Source organism: Peribacillus sp. CSMR9 (assembly GCF_033141925.1).
Classification (GTDB): Bacteria; Bacillota; Bacilli; order Bacillales; family DSM-1321; genus Peribacillus; species Peribacillus simplex_A.
Genome location: NZ_JAOPHO010000165.1, coordinates 1 through 2,021 on the forward strand (window position 1 = coordinate 1; position 2,021 = coordinate 2,021).

Annotated in this window: 3 protein-coding genes; all 3 read right to left on the reverse strand. The window is 36.5% G+C overall.

Translation table 11 applies throughout. From position 1 onward, the window contains the following. Window positions 1-234 precede the first annotated feature (234 nt). The 3 genes from N9I19_RS24575 to N9I19_RS24585 all read right to left on the reverse strand — a co-directional run bounded on the left by N9I19_RS24575 (window position 235) and on the right by N9I19_RS24585 (window position 1,756). On the reverse strand, window positions 235-822 hold the full coding sequence (locus N9I19_RS24575; RefSeq protein WP_317779305.1) for a hypothetical protein: 588 nt from the start codon (window positions 820-822) through the stop codon (window positions 235-237). Then, the gene (locus N9I19_RS24580) at window positions 809-1,219 is read right to left on the reverse strand and encodes a hypothetical protein (protein WP_317779306.1); all 411 of its coding nucleotides are present in this window, start codon (window positions 1,217-1,219) and stop codon (window positions 809-811) included. Before N9I19_RS24580 ends, N9I19_RS24575 begins: the two co-directional genes overlap by 14 nt. A 237-nt stretch (window positions 1,220-1,456) precedes the next feature. After that, a complete protein-coding gene (locus N9I19_RS24585) occupies window positions 1,457-1,756 on the reverse strand; it encodes a hypothetical protein (protein WP_317779307.1) in 300 nt (99 codons plus the stop codon). Between the last annotated feature and the right edge of the window lie 265 nt (window positions 1,757-2,021).

Here is a 2,021-nt window from a genome sequence, read left to right on the forward strand (position 1 = left end):
AAAGAAATGGAAAGTATCATTGTTCATGATTTAGATTCACCATTCAGAACTTTAATTTGGGGAATGCAATATAAGGTAGACCTATTGAGAACTAATTAACAACAAGTAATAAGGGTGCTTATAGTAAGCACCCTTATTACTTGTTCATCTGTTTCTTCATGATTAATAATACGTTACACATATACCTAAAGGTCCATAGCAGGGTTAACCCTGCTAACGCCTTTAGGCTATTTATTATTCTTCAACATCCAGTAATTTAATGATTTTCTGAATAGCCTCCGTAGTATCTCCTTTTCTAAAGGCATCAATAAAATCCATGTAAAGGAGTTCAAGCACCCTTTCAATGGTGAAGCCATGGTTAGGATAAGATCCTTCCATATCAGCCAGTATGATTTCACCACGAAGGGCATATTTTCGTCTCATTCTTATATGCAAGGGTTGAAGTTCTTCATGTTCTTCTTTATGAATGAGTTTAAAAATGGAGTCTGTTTTTCTTTCCAAAACGGCAGCCTTTCCAGATTCATGTTCCAATCTAGTGAGGACTTGAAAAATCTTCTTTAAATCTGGATTTATTTTCGCCTCATAAAGAAAATCCTCGTATAGCAGCATCAATAAAGTTTTTTGATCAAATGGCATTTCTGATAGATCTTGAATATCTTCACAGAATATTTCAGCTCTTAAATAACTATTTAGGGGAACTTCTATAGATAATAAGATCATGGATGATTTGTTCATTTTATGAAGCATTTTGCCGAGAAAATTAGTGGAACCTATAAGCGATAGTTCTTCATTAATGAGATTCGCTTGGCTATATTTCCACATCTGTTATGCCTCCTAGTTGTTTCTTCTTTAATGCCTCCATAAAAATCCGATGAGCTGCCTGCCTGGTACTGCAATTCCATTCGGTAGCATGCTCCCCTATTTTCCGAAATGTCTCATGATCAACCTTACAATGGACAGTCGAGGGATGGTCAATATAGGTGACGTCAGGAAAAACAAAAAGGTTTTCAAGGCCATATAAAAGCAGTTCAGTTGATGTTTTGGTTTTAGATCCATGCCAATACTTCCTTGATTCACGCAATACGATTGTATTCGTAACTTCAGAAACAGGGATTTTGATATCATGTAGCTTATCAGACCGGACCTTTCTTTTTTGAGGTTCCGGGTTTCTTTTTTTGTTAGGGGAAAGGCTTGGATTCAACGGCTTATCTCTTCTCATTGGCTTTCTCCTTCCTAAAAAGTGTTTTATGTTTGGGTAGGTTGGTAAGTTGGTATCTCGGTCCTCCTGAAAAGAGTGGAGGGAGGTATATTATTAAGGCTGAATGGCAAGGCTCTTGATAAGTGAGGTGATATGGAATGACTAGAGAAATACCCAAGGAATTAGCTCAAGCATTAGCGAATAAAGGAGCTGCATCCCATTCTATTAAGAGCGTCGATAAACCAAAAAAATAAAGGATCAACCAATAATGAGTTTAATGCCTCCCTGTTCAAAGATCTTGACCTGGGGCGTATCTTCTTTTTTAATATAGCTTTGTTCTTGCCAACATTTCTCTTCATCTATCCTCCATGCTGGGCAGGGGAGAGGGACGTCACCCTTCCGATACTTTTTAAGGATATCGTTATATTCTTTTGAATGAGCTGCTATAAATAGGGCCAGACGGAAAATTTGGTTGCGATCTAGTGAAGTGGCATTATTAACTTCATTTACATATTCCTGATAAATGGACGGATATCTTACAGTAGGTCGGTATGTCATTTTGAATTACCCCCTTTATACAAGGTATGACGTCAGTTCGTTAAAATGCTTTTAGATTAGCTATATAGAAGTTTTTTTCAAACCAAAAACCAGTATCATTATCCATACTGGTTTCTATTTCTATTCTTTTCCTTTAATTGGGATTTCCCTTTATAATGTACATCTTCACTATCTGTGTCCATTTTGAAGTTTCGTGAAAAAAATAGGGGCCTGCTCAATTCGGGCCTTTGAAATGAGGAATTGAATATTTTTTAATAATTCATCA

What these genes read in the sequence shown, in the direction of transcription:
- N9I19_RS24575 (WP_317779305.1), bottom strand. Translation starts at nt 822, where the DNA reads ATGTGGAAATATAGCCAAGCGAATCTCATTAATGAAGAACTATCGCTT.
- N9I19_RS24580 (WP_317779306.1), bottom strand. Translation starts at nt 1,219, where the DNA reads ATGAGAAGAGATAAGCCGTTGAATCCAAGCCTTTCCCCTAACAAAAAA.
- N9I19_RS24585 (WP_317779307.1), bottom strand. Translation starts at nt 1,756, where the DNA reads ATGACATACCGACCTACTGTAAGATATCCGTCCATTTATCAGGAATAT.